This is a genomic window from Flavobacterium flavipallidum, assembly GCF_038289905.1.
Classification (GTDB): domain Bacteria; phylum Bacteroidota; class Bacteroidia; order Flavobacteriales; family Flavobacteriaceae; genus Flavobacterium; species Flavobacterium flavipallidum.
In genome coordinates this window covers 1-15965 of record NZ_JBBYHU010000019.1, presented here as the reverse complement: position 1 = coordinate 15965, position 15965 = coordinate 1, and the positions used below count along the sequence as shown (strand labels likewise).

14 protein-coding genes and 1 rRNA gene are annotated in these 15965 nt (G+C 33.5%); 12 read left to right on the top strand and 3 right to left on the bottom strand.

Features of this window, described 5'->3' with window-relative positions:
• Positions 1 to 63: 63 nt before the first annotated feature.
• Together AAEO59_RS10160 and AAEO59_RS10155 are read right to left on the bottom strand one after the other, a co-directional pair.
• Positions 64 to 1749 (bottom strand): sodium/sugar symporter, encoded by a 1686-nt coding sequence (locus AAEO59_RS10160; protein ID WP_341700626.1) that lies wholly within the window; start codon positions 1747 to 1749, stop codon positions 64 to 66.
• 374 nt (positions 1750 to 2123) lie between these two features.
• Positions 2124 to 2852: a biotin--[acetyl-CoA-carboxylase] ligase gene (locus AAEO59_RS10155; RefSeq protein ID WP_341700625.1), complete on the bottom strand. Its 729-nt coding sequence runs from the start codon at positions 2850 to 2852 to the stop codon at positions 2124 to 2126.
• Positions 2853 to 2948: 96 nt separating this feature from the next.
• Here AAEO59_RS10155 and rsfS point away from each other — a divergent pair, with 96 nt between their 5' ends.
• The 12 genes from rsfS (at position 2949) to AAEO59_RS10095 (ending at position 15508) form a co-directional block, all read left to right on the top strand.
• The gene (rsfS, locus tag AAEO59_RS10150; protein ID WP_026715516.1) at positions 2949 to 3320 is read left to right on the top strand and encodes a ribosome silencing factor; all 372 of its coding nucleotides are present in this window, start codon (positions 2949 to 2951) and stop codon (positions 3318 to 3320) included.
• Positions 3321 to 3324: 4 nt separating this feature from the next.
• A complete protein-coding gene (ftsH, locus tag AAEO59_RS10145; protein WP_341700624.1) occupies positions 3325 to 5250 on the top strand; it encodes an ATP-dependent zinc metalloprotease FtsH in 1926 nt (641 codons plus the stop codon).
• A gap of 111 nt (positions 5251 to 5361) precedes the next feature.
• On the top strand, positions 5362 to 5964 hold the full coding sequence (locus AAEO59_RS10140) for a lactate utilization protein B/C (RefSeq protein WP_341700623.1): 603 nt from the start codon (positions 5362 to 5364) through the stop codon (positions 5962 to 5964).
• A 1-nt stretch (position 5965) separates the two neighbouring features.
• Entirely contained in the window at positions 5966 to 6856 is an 891-nt protein-coding gene (locus AAEO59_RS10135; RefSeq protein ID WP_341700622.1) for a phosphatidate cytidylyltransferase, read from the top strand.
• Positions 6846 to 7496, top strand: coding sequence for a phosphatidylserine decarboxylase family protein (locus AAEO59_RS10130; protein ID WP_341700621.1), 651 nt, complete (start codon positions 6846 to 6848; stop codon positions 7494 to 7496). The genes AAEO59_RS10135 and AAEO59_RS10130 overlap by 11 nt, the downstream gene beginning before the upstream one ends.
• On the top strand, positions 7496 to 7756 hold the full coding sequence (locus tag AAEO59_RS10125) for an acyl-CoA-binding protein (RefSeq protein WP_341700620.1): 261 nt from the start codon (positions 7496 to 7498) through the stop codon (positions 7754 to 7756). Before AAEO59_RS10130 ends, AAEO59_RS10125 begins: the two co-directional genes overlap by 1 nt.
• Before the next feature lie 14 nt (positions 7757 to 7770).
• Complete coding sequence (locus tag AAEO59_RS10120; RefSeq protein ID WP_341700619.1) at positions 7771 to 8550, top strand: superoxide dismutase; 780 nt, start codon at positions 7771 to 7773, stop codon at positions 8548 to 8550.
• Positions 8551 to 8724: 174 nt separating this feature from the next.
• Positions 8725 to 10356, top strand: coding sequence for an OstA-like protein (locus tag AAEO59_RS10115; RefSeq protein ID WP_407934930.1), 1632 nt, complete (start codon positions 8725 to 8727; stop codon positions 10354 to 10356).
• A 112-nt stretch (positions 10357 to 10468) separates the two neighbouring features.
• Positions 10469 to 11662, top strand: coding sequence for an aspartate aminotransferase family protein (locus AAEO59_RS10110; RefSeq protein WP_341700618.1), 1194 nt, complete (start codon positions 10469 to 10471; stop codon positions 11660 to 11662).
• Between the two features lie 112 nt (positions 11663 to 11774).
• Positions 11775 to 13172 (top strand): tetratricopeptide repeat protein, encoded by a 1398-nt coding sequence (locus AAEO59_RS10105; RefSeq protein ID WP_341700663.1) that lies wholly within the window; start codon positions 11775 to 11777, stop codon positions 13170 to 13172.
• Positions 13172 to 13921 carry a shikimate dehydrogenase family protein gene (locus AAEO59_RS10100; protein ID WP_341700617.1) on the top strand — a complete coding sequence of 250 codons (750 nt, stop codon included), beginning with the start codon at positions 13172 to 13174 and terminating at the stop codon, positions 13919 to 13921. Before AAEO59_RS10105 ends, AAEO59_RS10100 begins: the two co-directional genes overlap by 1 nt.
• A 132-nt stretch (positions 13922 to 14053) precedes the next feature.
• Positions 14054 to 15508: a sialate O-acetylesterase gene (locus AAEO59_RS10095; RefSeq protein ID WP_341700616.1), complete on the top strand. Its 1455-nt coding sequence runs from the start codon at positions 14054 to 14056 to the stop codon at positions 15506 to 15508.
• A gap of 345 nt (positions 15509 to 15853) precedes the next feature.
• Here AAEO59_RS10095 and rrf read toward each other — a convergent pair.
• Positions 15854 to 15962 (bottom strand): 5S ribosomal RNA (gene rrf, locus AAEO59_RS10090).
• Positions 15963 to 15965 lie beyond the last annotated feature (3 nt).

Genomic DNA, 15965 nt, shown 5'->3' with positions numbered 1-15965 from the left:
AAAAAAATGTGGAGTCAAACGAATTCGACTCCACATTTTCACATTTAAAACTATTATTTTCTTTTACCAGAACTTCACGTATAAAGCTGCGATAATTAATAATGTAATAATGATTAATACTGTTGTTTGCGGTTTTACCTTGAACATTTCAGTATCCAATTCAAATGCTTTAGGATTTACTTTTGGTCCGGCAAAACTCACTCCAATCATCAATAACATCGTAAACATGAATGATAATCCCATACAGATGTGGAACGGAATTTCGAAAGCTCCTTTCCCGTTAGCATAAGCTGTATATAAGAAAGTTTCGTTTCCAAATAATGCAGGTGCATATTCATTAAACAATACTGACAATAAGAATCCTGCTAATACCCCAACAATTGCAGCTGTTCCTGTAGTTCTCTTCCAGAACATACCTAAAAAGAACATCGCAAATACTCCTGGACTAATGAATCCTGTATATTTTTGGATATAGGTAAATCCTCCTACTCCACCAATTCCTAGTACGTCATTCCAAGTAAACAATACTGCCAAAACCATTGAAGCAAAAACAGCATAACGACCAATGTTTACCTGAGCTCTGTCTGAAGCTCCTTTTTGAATGTATTTTTTATGAACGTCTAAAGTATAGATTGTAGAAATACTGTTTACTTTACCTGCCAATGAAGCTACAATTGCAGCAGTCAAAGCCGCTACTGATAACCCTTTTAATCCTGTAGGCAAGAAAGTCAACATCGCCGAGTAAGCTCCGTCTTTTCCTCCTACTAATTGTGGTAAATGACCTCCTTGGTATAAAACATAAGCTGCAATACCAGGCAACATTACAATTACAGGCATTAATAATTTTAATAAACCAGCAAATAAAATACCTGTACGGGCTGTAGTCAAATCAGCTCCAAGCGCTCTTTGCGTGATGTATTGGTTACATCCCCAATAGTTCAGGTTGATAATCCAGATACCTGCTAAATACGATAAAATTCCTGGAAAAGTAAGGTATTTATCAATTTCTAACTGTGTAGAAGTAGCAGTAGGTCTAGGAATAATCATTTTGAAATGCTCCGGAGCTTCCTGCATCAATACGTTGAAACCCGCAATAGCATCTTTACCAACTCCAAAATATTCTCCTACGGTTGTTAAAGCGATATAAGAAGTAACCAAACCTCCAATAATCAATACTGCCACCTGAATAACGTCAGTATAAGCAACCACCTTCATACCTCCAAGAGAGATAATCAAAGCAAAAATTGCTAATCCTAACATGATTGCGTGAAGGTATTCACCTCCTGCTAATCCGTTAATAGCTACAGCCCCTAAATATAAAATAGAAGTCAAGTTTACAAAAACATACAAGAACAACCAGAAAACCGCCATAATCAAAGCTGTCGTTTCATTGTAACGAGTTGTTAAGAATTGTGGCATGGTGTAAATCTTGTTTTTCAAATAAACAGGAATAAACCAAATTGCAATAATAATCAAAGCGATAGCAGCAACCCATTCGTAAGCAGCAACTGCAATACCTAAGAAGAATCCTTCCCCACTCATCCCGATAAACTGCTCGGCAGAAATGTTAGAAGCAATAAGCGAAGCTCCAATAGCCCACCAGGTTAAAGTTCCTTCGGCTAAGAAATACGCCTTAGCATCGTGTTCGTTTTTTTCGCGCTTGCGGTAGATGATATATCCGTAAATGGATACAATCAAAAAGTAGACAATAAAGACTGCATAATCTGCAAATTCGAGACTTGAGCTCATAAAAATTGGTTTTTAATTGATTAATATTTAGTTTTTAGATTAAATTGATCTTTTCAAATTCTTCTAAATTTATCCTAAAACTTTGTTTTCTTTAAGAATAATTCAGAATCAACAACGAAAAACTTTCGAATTTCGTGAAAAATGTAATCATAAAATCATACTTCAATTTTATTATAATATATTTTTTGCGAAAAACGAAATCCAAAAGTAAAATAAAAATACTTATTTACACTATTTTTTTAAGTGTCATATAAACATTTAACTTTTAAAAAAAACATAATCAACTAAAAAACAAATAATTAAAAAAAATAAAACAGCATTTTTTTTTCAAAAAATATATCTATTTTCTGAAAAAATCAATTAATTCACTGGTTCTAATAAAGCATCTTGATTTCCTTCAAATCATATTCAGCTAGAATATCGTCTTCTAAAAGAACCATTAACTTCCCTCTTTGAGTAACTCCACGAATAATTCCCATAAAAGGTTTATCTTCTCCTACAACAAAAGGCATTGGAACATTTTTCTTAAAAAGCAATTTTAAATATTCATCCCACAAAATTTGAGAATTCAATACAAGCAACTTATAATTGTGCTCTAATCGCTCCGTAATCTGATAAACCAATGCTTCTTTATCAAACAATGAATTTGCAATAACTGCCATAGAAGATGCCTTAGGTAAATATTCAAAATTCGTTTGATTCACATTCAAACCAATACCAATAACAGAAGAAATAGTACCATTACTTTTAAAACTATTTTCTATGAGAATACCTGCCAGTTTAAATTTATCTGACATAATGTCGTTAGGCCATTTAATACTTAAATCTTCAATATCATAAGTTTTCAACACTTGAACTACCGCTAATGCAGTAGCTACATTCAGCTGATATATATCATCTAGCTTTATAGCTAAGTCTTTAACAAAAACACTCATTATCAAATTCTTAGATTTTTCAGATTCCCAAACTGCACCCATCTGACCTCGGCCTTTCGTTTGATTTTCAGCAGTAACAACAGTATAATTTTCAAGCTCTTCAGTTGCCGATAATCCTTTCAGAAAATCGTTTGTAGAATCTATGGCATCGAGTTTGATTACTTTCATTAGTAATTATTTTTGAAACATTATTTAATATTATGTTAAGGTTCAAAAATAATCACAAAAAATGGTAACTTTACACACTTATTATAAAAATAATTCATGGCAAAAAAGACTGTAAATAATGATGCATTATTAGCAAACATTATCAAAGGAATAGAAGAAGTTAAAGGAAATGATATAGATATTCTCGATCTTAGAGAAATAGACAGTGCCGTTTGCGACTATTTTGTTATTTGCAACGGAAATTCAAACACTCAGGTTAACGCTATTGTTAACTCCATTCAAAAAATTGTTTCTAAAGAAATCAAAGACAAACCATGGCATGTTGAAGGTACTGACAATGCTGAGTGGGTTCTTATGGACTATGTAAATATTGTAGTTCATGTTTTCCAAAAACAAATCAGAGAATATTACAACATTGAAAGTTTGTGGGGAGACGCAAAAATTACTACAATAGCTAACAAATACTAAAAAAATGGCAAAAGACAATAATCCCAACCCTAATAAATTTAGAATAAGTCCATGGTTAGTGTACACAACCATATTGCTTATTTTTTTATTTATCAGTTTTGTAACTGGTAGCTCTAACTTACAGGAACCAGCACAACTAAAATCTTCTAACATAGATAATATGTTAGCTAACGGAGAAATAAAAAATGTCATAATTTTCAATAATAAAGATGCTGAAATTTATCTTTCCGAAAAAGGATTAAAAGATCCTGCAAATAAAAAAGTAGCCAAAGATATTTTTGACAGACCAAACAAAGGCCCTCACTATACAATAAAATTTGGTGATTTAAAATCGTTTCAAGAAAAACTAGACCTTGCTAAGACTGAAAAAAAACTTGTTGACTATGATTTTAAAGAATCTAGCAATTGGTCTGAAATTCTTATAAGCTTACTACCTGTAATCATTATTATTGGAGTATGGATTTTCATTATGCGCAAAATGTCAGGTGGTGGCGCTGGAGGTGGTGGACAAATTTTCAGCATTGGAAAATCAAAAGCTAAACTTTTTGACGAAAAAACAGATGTTAAAACTACTTTTAAAGATGTTGCCGGTCTAGAAGGTGCAAAAGAAGAAATTCAGGAAATTGTTGAATTCCTTAAAAACCCTGAAAAATACACCAATCTTGGTGGTAAAATTCCAAAAGGAGCTTTGTTAGTAGGACCTCCTGGAACTGGAAAAACCTTATTAGCTAAAGCGGTTGCTGGCGAAGCTCAGGTTCCATTTTTCTCTTTATCAGGTTCTGATTTCGTAGAAATGTTTGTTGGTGTAGGTGCTTCCAGAGTTCGTGATTTATTCAAGCAAGCCAAAGAAAAATCACCTGCCATCATTTTTATTGACGAAATTGATGCTGTGGGTCGTGCTAGAGGTAAAAACAACATGTCGGGTGGAAATGACGAAAGAGAAAACACCTTAAACCAGTTACTTACTGAAATGGACGGTTTTGGATCAAACTCAAGCGTAATTGTATTGGCAGCAACAAATAGAGCTGACGTACTTGACAAAGCTTTAATGCGTGCCGGACGTTTTGACAGACAAATTTTTGTTGACTTACCAGATGTACGTGAACGTGCTGAAATTTTCAAAGTACACCTAGCACCATTGAAAAAAGTAGAAGGATTAGATTTAGATTTCTTAGCTAAACAAACCCCAGGATTCTCAGGTGCAGATATAGCAAACGTATGTAACGAAGCTGCATTAATTGCTGCCAGAAACAACAAAACTGCTGTTGACAAACAAGATTTTCTTGATGCTGTTGATCGTATTGTAGGAGGATTAGAAAAGAAAAACAAAATCATCACCCCTGAAGAGAAAAAAGCAATCGCAATACACGAAGCAGGTCACGCTACTGTAAGTTGGATGTTGGAACACGCCGCACCTCTTATTAAAGTAACCATTGTTCCTCGTGGACAAAGTTTAGGAGCTGCTTGGTATTTACCAGAAGAACGTCAAATTGTTCGTACTGACCAAATGCTTGACGAAATGTGTGCTACTATGGGAGGTCGTGCCGCTGAGAAAGTAACTTTTAATAAAATTTCTACTGGAGCATTAAGTGACTTAGAAAAAGTAACACGTCAAGCTAGAGCAATGGTTACTATTTATGGATTAAATGACAAAATTGGAAACGTAACTTATTACGATTCAACAGGACAAAACGAGTACAGTTTCTCTAAACCATACTCAGATGAAACAGCTCAGGTTATAGACAAAGAGATCTCTTTATTAATTGAAAGTCAATACCAAAGAGCCATTCAAATCCTTGAAGAAAACAAAGATAAATTATATCAACTAGCTGATATACTTATCGAAAAAGAAGTAATTTTTAAAGACGATTTAGAGACCATTTTTGGAAAAAGAAATTTCGATAAAAATCTGGAAGAAATAGTCTCTTAATAAGACACTTAACATAAATAATTTAAAATCTTAATTCAAAACCTCGTTTTGAATTAAGATTTTTTTATCTTTGAACGGTTACAAATAAAACATTAAGTACCCTACAAAAATATGAGTCTTTTTAGAAAACTTTTTGGTTCTAGTGCTTCGCCTTCAGATGAGGAAAAAGAAAGTCAGAATAACAACTTCTTTCCTGACAATAACATTTCTGTTGATGAACGATTTATCTACAATTTCAAAAAAAATGGAGGTAAATTTTTATACTGTGAAAACAATCAGGAAGTAAAAGATCAATTTGAAAACATCTTAGAAGAAAACGATTGGTTTGAAACCGAAGTACTTTGTTACGATCCTAAACTTTTTTACCTTTTAGACGAAAACAAACTTTCATACAACAAACCTTCTAATCCTAAATTTTTATTATCTAGTTGTGAAAATTTAATTGCCGAAGAAGGTTCTATCCTTTTTTCATCAAAACAAATCAAACAACACAAACCAAACGAGTTACCTACTAACATAGTAGTTTTGGCAACAACGAGCCAAATTCTTGCGATGAAAAGTGATGGACTTAGTGCTATTAAAAAGAAGTACGAAAGAGACTACCCTACCAATATTACCGCTATTAAATATTTTGAAAAAGCGAAAGAAGAAGACTTTACTCAATATGGCAGTTCTGCTAAAAATCTTTATTTATTGCTTTTAGAAGATCTTTAAAATGAACGAAACCCTAAAAAGATCAATATCAGGTGCTATTTACATTATATTATTATTAGCTTCTATATTATTCTCAACCGAAAGTTTCTTTATACTTTTCGGCGTTTTTTTACTCATAGCTGTTTATGAATTTTGCAATCTTACGCAAGTCAGGAAAACTATTCCTTTGATTGCGGCTGCATTGGTATATATAACAATTACACTTATTAGTCATTATAATAAGTTCACAACTGAAACGATTAATCAATATTTAGCTGTCCCTATTGAAATCACAATCAACATTCAGCAACTCAATATCATCTTACTCGCAACAACTTTAGTTGTTTCAGTAAAATGTATTCTTTTTCTCTTTTATGACAGTGTTCAAAAAATAAGTACTTCCTCAAAATACCTATACTTATTTGGCTATATAACTTTACCTTTTATTTTCATAACTAAAATTTCATTTGGTATCAAAGATTACAATCCTAAAATTATTATAGGTTTGTTTCTTCTTATTTGGACCAATGATACCTTTGCATATATCGTTGGAAAATCCATTGGAAAACACAAACTTCTCGAACGCATTTCCCCTAAAAAAACTATTGAAGGTTTTCTTGGAGGCATACTTTTCGCCATTTTTGCTGGATATTTAATATCTAAATATTACATAAAACCAAAAACTGAATTTAGCGAACAATCCATTTTAATTTGGACTTCGATTGCTGCTATTGTTGGGATTTTTGGAACTATTGGCGATTTAATTGAATCTAAATTCAAACGAATTGCCGGTGTAAAAGACAGCGGAAACATCATGCCGGGTCACGGAGGTGTTCTAGATAGACTGGATAGTGTTATATTTGTAGCACCAATAATATTTTTATTTTATCAAATTTTAAATTATGTTTCATAAAGAAGGAATCCCATCAATTTTTTTAGGTTCAGTTTTTACCATTACAGTACTATTACTTGCGGATAAATTCATTGATATCACTTGGCTCAGAATGCTGGTTCAAATCTTTGCTTTCTTAGTTTTAGTTATCATTTTACAATTCTTTAGAAACCCAAAAAGATCTGTAATTATAAACGATAATCATATTCTAGCCCCTGTTGACGGAAAAGTGGTGGTAATTGAAGAAGTATACGAAGGAGAATATTTCAAAGACAAACGTTTACAGGTTTCTATTTTTATGTCACCTATCAACGTACACGTTACGAGATATGCAATGAACGGAATCATCAAGTTCAGCAAATACCATCCCGGTAAATTTTTAGTTGCTTGGCACCCAAAAGCAAGTGAAGAAAACGAAAGAACTACAGTTGTTGTTGAAAACAATACATTTGGAGCTGTTTTATACCGTCAAATCGCTGGAGCTTTGGCACGTCGAATTGTAAATTATGCTCAAGAAGGCATGCAGGTTGTTCAGGGAACTGATGCAGGATTTATCAAATTTGGTTCAAGAGTAGATTTATTTTTACCTTTAGGTACTCCTGTTGAAGTAGTACTTAATCAAAAAGCAATTGGAGGAAAAACTATTATTGCAAAAAAATAATGGCAGAAAAAGATTTAGATACCCGATTTAATGAAGCTGTTGAAAAAGCTTCCAAAATGACTCAGGCGTCTTTACCTCAAGATGTGCAGCTAAGACTCTATGCTTTTTACAAACAAGCTACTATTGGTTCTATGGAAATTAGACAAACTTCTAATTTTCATTTAAGAGATGCCTTCAAAATAAATGCTTGGATGCAAATCAGCCATATCTCAGCTGATGAAGCAAAGGAAAACTATATCGAAATTATTAATTCTCTTTGAAAATAATACAACACATGAAAAAGCAGCTTTTATTAATTCCAACTAGTCTACTTTTTTTAAGTTTTTTAATTTCATGCAACAATAAAAAACTAACTGAGGTTGTCGAAGTTCCGCTACCTACAGCTCAGGAAAAAATAACCATTGGAGTTCCTGATGATGTAAAAGCAGATCCAGGATCTTTCTTATTAGACAAACTTCCGTATTCTTATGATGCTTTGGCTCCAAGTATCTCTCCTTTAACATTAGAAGTACATTATTCTAAACATTATTTATCGTATACTAACAACCTCAATAGAGCAATTGAAGGTACTGAATACGAAAACATGTCTATTGAAGACATTTTAGCCAAATTAGACATCAATGACACCGAACTAAGAAATAATGCCGGTGGATTTTACAATCACTCCTTATATTGGAAATCTATTGGACCAAATGCTGGCGGCACTCCTAAAGATACGATAGCCTCTGTTATTGATAGAGATTTTGGTTCTTTCAATGATTTCAAAACGGCTTTCGTTGAAGAAGCAAGTTTGCAATATGGTTCTGCATGGGTATGGCTTGTTGTTGACAAAGCTGGAAAACTCCAAATTACAAGCTCTCAAAATCAAGACAATCCTTTGATGAGAAATGCAACTGTAAAAGGCACCCCTATTCTTGCCTTAGACCTATGGGAACATGCTTATTATTTAGGATATCAATATAGAAGAAAAGCTTACATTGACTCCTTTTTTAATATCATCAACTGGGATAATGTAAATGAAAATTATAAAAATTCATTTATTAAGAAATACTAATGGTATTTAATACCAATAAAAAAATGCCGTTGTTTACTACTAGAGTAATCAGCGGTATTTTTTTTCGAAAAATTACTGTTTTCATTTCAAAACTGCATTTTCAAAATCATAAATAAATAGTAATATTTATTGGGTTTGTTTCCTTTTTCATAAATTTGACAAAAATATACACCCTTGAATAAAACGCTATTTTTCATCTGTTTTAGTTTGTTTTTTATTACTTCTCTACAAGTAAAAGCACAAACACCTAAAAAAATAATTATAGAACATTCCGATTTCGCAGATGTCAATCAAACCGAAATGCCCGATGCTTTCTTGCTAACCGGAAATGTCGTTGTCAACCATGACGGTGCAGTACTTAGCTGTAATAAAGCTTATTATTTTCAAAAAGAAAATTACATTAAAGCCTTTGGAAACGTCCAATTGGTTCAGGGTGACACCTTATATTTAAACAGTAAATATGCTGAATACAGTGGTAATGCAAAAAAAGCTTTTGCAACCGGAGATGCTGTTTTGAGTTCACCTAATGCAACTTTAAAAACAGATACAATAAATTTTGACCGTAATACTCAGGAAGCTTATTATAACACCAAAGGAATTATCAACAACAATGAAAACACTCTCGAAAGCAATTCGGGAAAATATTATGTTGCTCAAAAGAAATTCCAATTCTTAACAGCAGTAACCATTACTAATCCTAAATATGTCATTAAATCTAATCATTTAGATTATTATAGTAATTCCGGTCATTCCTACCTTTTTGGTCCCTCAACAATAACCAGTAAAAACAACTACATCTATACCGAAAAAGGATTTTACGACACTAAAAAGAATCTGTCCCATTTTCTTCGAAAATCCTACATTAAGTATGATAATCGATTAATTGAAGGAGACAGTTTGTATTATGATCGTAACAAAGAATTTGCATCGGCAACTCGAAATGTAAAAATCACCGATACAATTAATAAAGGAATTGTAAAAGGCCATTATGCCGAAATTTTCCAGAAAAAAGACTCCATGTTTGTAACCAAAAGAGCTGTTGCTATCAATTTGGTAGACAAGGACTCCGTTTACATCCACGGAAAAAAATTAATGATTACTGGTAAAGAAGGAGACCGAATTATTCGTGCTTTCAACAATGTTCGTTTTTACAAAACGGATATGAGCGGTAAATGCGATTCGATTCATTCCAGTACCAAAATTGCTCTAACAAAACTCATTGGAAATCCGATACTTTGGAATGGTGAAAGTCAAATTACTGGAGATGTAATGCATCTCATAGGTGACAAAAAAACACAAAAACTGGACTCGCTCAAAGTCCTCACGAACACTTTTATTATATCCAAAGACACCTTAGGAACCGGATACAACCAAATAAAAGGTATGAATCTCAACGGTAAATTTGAAGACGGAAAACTTCACGATGTAGACATCATCAAAAATGCCGAAGTAATTTATTTTATGCGAAATGACGACAAAGAACTCATTGGTATCAATAAAAACGTAAGTAGTAAAATCAATATTCTTTTTGACAAAAATACTATCGAAACCATTACTTTTTTTACAAATGTAGATGGAGATATCTATCCCGAAGAAGAATTGGATGAACACGATAGAAAATTCAGAGGATTCAAATGGCGCGCTGATGAACGGATTAAATCAAAAGACGACATCTTCCCTCCAGAAGAAAATCAATACAATGAAAAAATGATTGAGGAAACCAAGAAGGACGAAGCAAAACCTAATGTTCCAATGAAAATTAGAAAAGAAACCCTCAATTACGACAAAAAGAAGAAAAAAAAGTAATCAGTGTTCAGTTTTCAGAAAACAGTTTTCTAAACATCATTTATACATAATAACAAATAATAAAATCCGTGATTATGCAAAAAATGTTTGCGAACTTTGCGGTAAAAATAACGTGAATAACGAATTCTTAAAATATCAGGCACAAACTTCACCTTACCCACTGGGAATGGAAGTTTCTCATGCCATAGGTTCCTATATCTACGACACCAATAATAAAAAATATTTAGACTTTGTTGCCGGAGTTTCTGCCTGTACTTTAGGGCATCAACCTCCGAGAGTCAACCAAGCAATTAAAGATCAATTGGACAAATATTCGCATGTAATGGTTTATGGTGAATATTCACAAAGTCCAGCTGTAGAATATTGCAAACTAATGGCATCACTCCTGCCCGCTCCTTTGGACAAAACTTATTTGGTTAATTCAGGAACGGAAGCTATTGAAGGTTCCTTAAAATTAGCCCGAAGAGTTACTGGAAGAAGCCAATGGATTTCATGTTACAATGCTTATCACGGGAACACCATGGGCTCGATGAGTGTGATGGGATTTGAAGAGCGCAAACAAGCCTTTCGTCCTTTAATTCCGGATGTAGATTTCATTACCTTTAATAACGAAGCCGATTTAGAAAAAATAACTACTAAAACTGCCGGAGTATTACTCGAAACCATTCAAGGAGGTGCCGGTTTTATTGAACCGCAAAACGATTACTTAAAAAAAGTACGTGCCCGTTGTACCGAAGTGGGTGCAATGTTAATTTTGGACGAAATTCAGCCTGGTTTTGGAAGAACCGGAAAATTATTTGGCTTCCAAAACTACGATATTGTACCTGATATTGTTGCCATGGGAAAAGGTATGGGAGGCGGAATGCCGGTAGGTGCTTTTACTGCTTCTTCGGCTATGATGGATTTATTAACTGAAAACCCTAAACTAGGACATATCACAACGTTTGGTGGACATCCTGTCATTGCGGCAGCCTGTCTGGCGACTTTGAAAGAATTAACTGAAACCGATTTGATGAAAGAAGCTTTAGAAAAAGAAAAACTTTTCAGATCGCTTTTGGTACATCCTTTGATACAAGAAGTTAGAGGAAAAGGATTAATGCTGGCTGCAATGACTGCAACAGCTGAAATCACAAATGAAGTGATATTAAGATGTCAGTACAAAGGATTAATATTATTCTGGTTACTCTTTGAAGGATGCGCTATCAGAATTACACCTCCTTTAACCATTTCTAACGAAGAAATACGTGAAGGTTGTGCTATTATACTCGAAGTTATGGACGAAGTTCAGGCTTCATTAAAAAAATAAACGAACAACTTCCTTTGTTAATTAAATTGTTCACAATAATTCATTTTTTTCTTCGAAATTAATCCGAATGATGCCTAACTTTAAACAAGGCCAAATTCTAAAAACAGAAAGTATGCAACTAAGCGAAGAAGAAGAAGATTATAACTTATCTCTATCCAAATTTGAGTCGATGTTAAAAACAAACAAAGTACTCTTTTTTGACTCTGAAGAATTTGAAGAAATCATACTTCATTATCTCGATACAGGTAAGGCCGCTTTAGCTAAAAAAGCGCTTAAATTAGCATTAGACCAACACCCTAAGTCTACAGGCTTAAAACTCGTTCAAGTTGAAATGCTGGTTTATGATGATAAATTGGATATAGCCGAGAAATTACTCAATGAACTATATGCCATTGAACCGCACAATGAAGAAATTTATATTCAAAAGGCAAATATCTGCTCAAAAAGAGATCAGCATGAAAAAGCCGTTGAATTACTAAAAATTGCTTTACAGTACACCGATGATTATGCCGATGTGTATAATTTAATTGGGATGGAATATTTATTCATGGACAATCTTGAAATGGCCAAAGATAGTTTTATCAAATGTCTTGAAGAAGATATCGAAGACCAATCGGCACTTTATAATGTTGTTTATTGTTTTGAGTTTTTAGACCAAAATAAAGAAGCAATAAGTTTCCTAGAAGAATATATCGAAAAAAATCCATACAGTGAAATTGCCTGGCATCAAAAAGGTCGTTTGCATTACGGCTTGAAAGAATATGAAAGTGCAATTAATGCCTTTGAATATGCTACACTTATAGACGACGAATTCCTTGGCGCTTTTATGGAAAAAGCCAAAGCCTTAGAACGTTTGGGTAAATTAGAAGAGGCAATCGAAAGCTATACCAGAACAATAGAACTTGAAGATGCTACTTCCTATGCCTTATTAAGAATTGGAAAATGCCATGAAAAATTGGGAAATAAAGGAGAAGCACTTAAGTTTTTCAATCAAACCGTACACGAAGATCCACTTTTAGACAAAGGATGGATTGCTATTACTGATTTTTACATCCGTGAAAACAACTTCCAAAAAGCCCTGTTTTATGTTAACAAAGCCTTAGCAATAGACAATCAAAATCGTTTGTACTGGAAAATATACGCTTCTATCAACAAGCAAATGAACTTTTTTGAAGAAGCTGAATTTGGTTATCGAAAAGCAGTTGAATTTGGTGATTCTGAATTAGACACTTGGTTATTCTGGGTTGACATTTTACAGTTTTTAGGCGAATTTGAAACTGCTATTCACACCTTATTACAAGCAGTAGATTATTTCCCGGAAGAAAGCCAAATTGAATACCGTTTGGCAGGTCTTTATTTTATGATTCACGATGATAGAAAAGCTAAAATTCATTTAAGCACCGCTTTAAGATTGAATTTTGACAATTATATCCTGATAGAAGACTTGTTTCCTGTAGTTTGGGACACTAAAATGGTACAAAATTATATTGAAAAACATAACAAACAATAATGACTCAAAATTCTAGAAAACGCTTTGGCTTACTAGGGCGTAATATCAGTTATTCCTTTTCTAAAGGACATTTTACAACAAAATTCGAAAAAGAAAAACTTCAGGACTATACCTATGAAAATTTTGATATTCAGGAAATCACTGCATTTCCTGAAATCATCAAAAACACTGACCATTTGAGTGGTTTAAATGTTACTATTCCCTACAAAGAAGACGTAATTGCTTATTTAGATAAACTTTCTAAAAAGGCTAAAAAAATTGGTGCTGTCAACACTATAAAGTTCACCAAGAAAGGCAAACTAAAAGGTTACAATACCGATTATTATGGATTTTTGAAATCCTTAGAACCTTTATTAGAATCACATCACAATAAAGCATTAATTCTGGGAACAGGCGGTGCTTCAAAAGGAGTTGCTTTTGCATTAGAAGAATTAGGTATCGAATATAGTTTTGTTTCCCGAAAAGCATCAGAAAAAGCGATTGATTATGGTCAAATCAATGCAGAAACTTTCAAAGAATACCAAATTATCATTAATTCAACACCAATTGGCACAAGTCCAAATATAGAAGCCTGCCCTGAGATTCCTTACGAATTCTTTACCGAAAAACACATTGCTTACGATTTAATCTACAATCCGTCCGAAACCCAATTTTTGAAAAATGCAAAAGTAGGCGGAGCTAAAACCAAAAACGGTTTAGACATGCTTATTTTCCAAGCTGAGAAAGCATGGGAAATTTGGAACAAATAAATTACTTTTTAAAAGTTACCCATAACTACATTTCGGGTATAATTGTAAATTTTACATTAAAAATTACAGTTATACCCGATTTGGCATTATTTATGAATGATAAGACTGAAAAAATCATATCTACTACAACTCATGAATTTAAAAAAACTTTTGTTCCTTTCAGGACTTTGCTTTTTGTTTACTTCTAAAATTGCTGCCGAAATAACGCTACCTAAAATTTTAGGCCATAATATGGTTTTGCAACAAAAGAAAAAAGTTGCAATATGGGGAACAGCCAGCCCAAAAGAGAAAATAATGGTTTCTTTTGCAGGACAAATCAAAAGGACAAATGCCGATAATTCCGGAAACTGGATGGTAAAATTAAATCCATTAAAAGCATCTTTTGAGCTCCGAGAAATGACAATCAAAGGAAAAAACACAATTGTTTTGAAAAATATTCTTGTTGGCGAAGTTTGGCTTTGCTCCGGACAATCTAATATGGAATACGCTATGCGTAAATACAGCAATTACGAAACCAAAACCAAAGGGTATCATCCACCACAAGATGATTTAAGCAAAGCAAACAATACTAACATTCGTATTTTTCTTGATCGTAGAAAATATATGAACCCAGATCCGGAACATTTGGGCTGGGATGCAGCCATGGGGCGTCCTTTAGTTGATTTTTCGGCTGTAGGCTATTATTTTGCAAAAGATTTATATGAAAAACTTCATGTTCCAATCGGAATGATTTCAGCGGCCATTCCCGGAAGCCGAATCGAACCTTGGATTCAGTCATCAAAACTAGATTTTGAACCCAAATTAAAAAATGGAAAGAAACTAGATAATTTAAGCAAAGACGATGGAAATAGTGGTCAATTTTACGAAACCATGATTAAGCCTTTAATTCCCTATACACTTCAGGGTTTTTTATGGTATCAGGGCGAATCAAATTGTTTTCTAAACGAAAACATACGTTATGCTTACAAATTAAAAACCCTAATTAAAAGCAGACGCGACGACTGGAAAGACAACGAGCTGCCTTTTTATTTTGTCCAAATTGCACCTTACAATTATTCAGCTTCAAAAGACCGTCCCTTAACGACAGAAACACTACCTGAATTTTGGGAAGCCCAGGGCCTGAATTTGAAATTAAAAAATACAGCCATGGCGACCATTACCGATTTAAACGACACCATAACCGAATTACATCCTGGATACAAATGGGAGGTAGGCCGTAGATTAAGTCTTATTGCTGCTAACAAAACCTATAATCAAAAAGAGGTTGTTTACTCAGGACCTGTTTTTCAAAAAATGAAGATTGTAAACAACACTATCGAGATAACTTTTTCAAATACTGGAAGTGGTTTAAGTAGTCGTGACAGCAAACCGCTCAACTGCTTTAGTATTGCCGGTGCGGATGGCAAATATGAACCTGCTAATGCCGTAATTAAAGACAATAAGATAATAACATCCTCTTCAAAAATAAATCATCCTTATTTTGTCCGTTTTAGTTGGAACGAAGCGTCACAATCGAATTTTATTAATAAAGAAGGACTTCCTGCTGTTCCTTTCAGAAGTGATAATCCTTGGAAAAAGCTTTTCTAAGTTTTATACTAAAAAATCAAAAATCCCATTTTGAAAATATTTCAAAATGGGATTTTTTATTCAAATCACCTAACTTTATACTTAAGAATTAGCTTCTCTTCTGAAACCTTTAAACTATTCTAAGATATAAACCTTTATATCTCCATTTAGAGGAGTCAGAAAAATTGATTTTTTTCTATTCAGATTATCCAATCTTTTTGCTTAGTCCCCAACTTTTGAACCTGATCCGATCCAATCTTTTTGCTTAGTCCCCAACTTTTGAACTTGATCCCAGACAACCTTCCAAATAAAAATAAGAATTATTTAAAACAAAAAACCCTATCCAAATTGGATAGGGTTTTCAAAGAAAGGCGACGACATACTCTCCCACAAACTGCAGTACCATCTGCGCAGGCGGGCTTAACTTCTCTGTTCGGGATGGGAAGAGGTGAGCCCCGCCGCAATAACCACCTTAAGG

What these genes read in the sequence shown, in the direction of transcription:
- AAEO59_RS10160 (WP_341700626.1), bottom strand. Translation starts at nt 1,749, where the DNA reads ATGAGCTCAAGTCTCGAATTTGCAGATTATGCAGTCTTTATTGTCTAC.
- AAEO59_RS10155 (WP_341700625.1), bottom strand. Translation starts at nt 2,852, where the DNA reads ATGAAAGTAATCAAACTCGATGCCATAGATTCTACAAACGATTTTCTG.
- rsfS (WP_026715516.1), top strand. Translation starts at nt 2,949, where the DNA reads ATGGCAAAAAAGACTGTAAATAATGATGCATTATTAGCAAACATTATC.
- ftsH (WP_341700624.1), top strand. Translation starts at nt 3,325, where the DNA reads ATGGCAAAAGACAATAATCCCAACCCTAATAAATTTAGAATAAGTCCA.
- AAEO59_RS10140 (WP_341700623.1), top strand. Translation starts at nt 5,362, where the DNA reads ATGAGTCTTTTTAGAAAACTTTTTGGTTCTAGTGCTTCGCCTTCAGAT.
- AAEO59_RS10135 (WP_341700622.1), top strand. Translation starts at nt 5,966, where the DNA reads ATGAACGAAACCCTAAAAAGATCAATATCAGGTGCTATTTACATTATA.
- AAEO59_RS10130 (WP_341700621.1), top strand. Translation starts at nt 6,846, where the DNA reads ATGTTTCATAAAGAAGGAATCCCATCAATTTTTTTAGGTTCAGTTTTT.
- AAEO59_RS10125 (WP_341700620.1), top strand. Translation starts at nt 7,496, where the DNA reads ATGGCAGAAAAAGATTTAGATACCCGATTTAATGAAGCTGTTGAAAAA.
- AAEO59_RS10120 (WP_341700619.1), top strand. Translation starts at nt 7,771, where the DNA reads ATGAAAAAGCAGCTTTTATTAATTCCAACTAGTCTACTTTTTTTAAGT.
- AAEO59_RS10105 (WP_341700663.1), top strand. Translation starts at nt 11,775, where the DNA reads ATGCAACTAAGCGAAGAAGAAGAAGATTATAACTTATCTCTATCCAAA.
- AAEO59_RS10100 (WP_341700617.1), top strand. Translation starts at nt 13,172, where the DNA reads ATGACTCAAAATTCTAGAAAACGCTTTGGCTTACTAGGGCGTAATATC.
- AAEO59_RS10095 (WP_341700616.1), top strand. Translation starts at nt 14,054, where the DNA reads ATGAATTTAAAAAAACTTTTGTTCCTTTCAGGACTTTGCTTTTTGTTT.